Source organism: Pantoea sp. UBA5923, from assembly GCF_002431095.1.
Lineage (GTDB): Bacteria > Pseudomonadota > Gammaproteobacteria > Enterobacterales > Enterobacteriaceae > Pantoea > Pantoea piersonii.
Map to the genome: position 1 here is coordinate 5,085 of NZ_DJDN01000011.1, position 1,235 is coordinate 6,319.

Sequence of the window (1,235 nt, forward strand, 5' to 3'; positions counted from 1 at the left end):
GCAAAGATGGCGCAATGCGTATTCACCCGGTTTCCGATCCGGTCTATGCGCCGAACAGCAAAGGCGGCCCGGCGGCGGACGGCGAGCGCTATCCAGATGACGCCACCTGGCACGCCAGCGGCGATATGGTGCGTTCGCCCTACACGCTGCGCAAGGATGACGACGATTTCAGTCAGGCCAATACGCTGATCAATAAAGTGATGGATGACGCGGCGCGCGATCGGCTGGTCAATAATGTGAGCGGGCATCTGCTTAACGGCGTAGAGGAGCCGGTGCTGTCGCGCGCGTTTGAATACTGGCGCAATATCGATCAGGCGATTGGCGACAGGATCGCGCTGCGGGTGCTGGAGGAGCGTTCGAAGCGACAGGCGCAGGCGTAATTCTGCATAAAAAAAGCGCCCGAATGGGCGCTTTATCGTTATCTGCGCGATGCGTTACCGCTATTTCAGGCGGAACGCCACCACGCTGTCACCGCTCTGGGTTCCCATCGAACCGTGGCCGCCAGCGGCGATCACCACATACTGCTTGCCATCTTTACCCATAAAGGTTGAAGGCGTGGCCTGCGCGCCTGCGCTCAGTTCGGTTTGCCACAGCAGCGCGCCGGTGGTGCTGTCATAGGCGCGGAAGAAGTTATCCGCCGTCGCGCCGTGGAACACAACATCTCCCGCCGTCACCAGCGGACCACCGTGTGCCACCATGCCCATCGGGAAACCGATCGGGAAACGACCCGGCAGGAAGGTGGTATTCAGGTTTTTCGTGTTGCCGACGCGGCGCAGCCATTCGGTTTTGCCGGTTTTCAGATCGACGCCAACCATACGGCCCCACGGCGGCGCGATACAGGGTATGCCCAGCGCTGACGAAAACTGCTGAATATGGATAGCGTAGTCGCCATGGAAGTTTTCGTTCCAGTAAGGCGAGCCATCCTTTGTAAACAGACGCTCGGTTTCGGTCGAGGGCGTGCGTTTGATCAGGTTGTACTTATAGGCCAGACGCACCGGCGCGGCAATCAGCAGCTGACGCTCTGGATCAACCGCGACGGAGCCCCAGTTAAATACGCCGAAATTGCCCGGGAAAATCAGCGAGCCCTTCTCTGTCGCTGGCGTCCACGGATTGCCGTCGTAGCGCAGCTCGTGGAAGTCGATACGGCAGCTCATCTGGTCAAACGGCGAAATACCCCACATCGCCTTTTCCGTCAGCGGCTGCGGAATAAAGTTCAGGCTGGAGACCGGCTGCGT

At 59.6% G+C, this 1,235-nt stretch carries 1 protein-coding gene and 1 pseudogene; one reads left to right on the forward strand and one right to left on the reverse strand.

Annotated elements, in window-relative coordinates; genetic code table 11:
- A partial coding sequence (locus B3797_RS02460; RefSeq protein WP_311790282.1) for a catalase-related domain-containing protein occupies positions 1-380 on the forward strand: 380 nt, incomplete at its 5' end.
- 60 nt (positions 381-440) lie between these two features.
- On the opposite strand, the pseudogene B3797_RS02465 reads toward B3797_RS02460, so the two are convergent.
- A pseudogene (locus tag B3797_RS02465) lies at positions 441-1,235 on the reverse strand (PQQ-binding-like beta-propeller repeat protein); the annotation flags it as partial.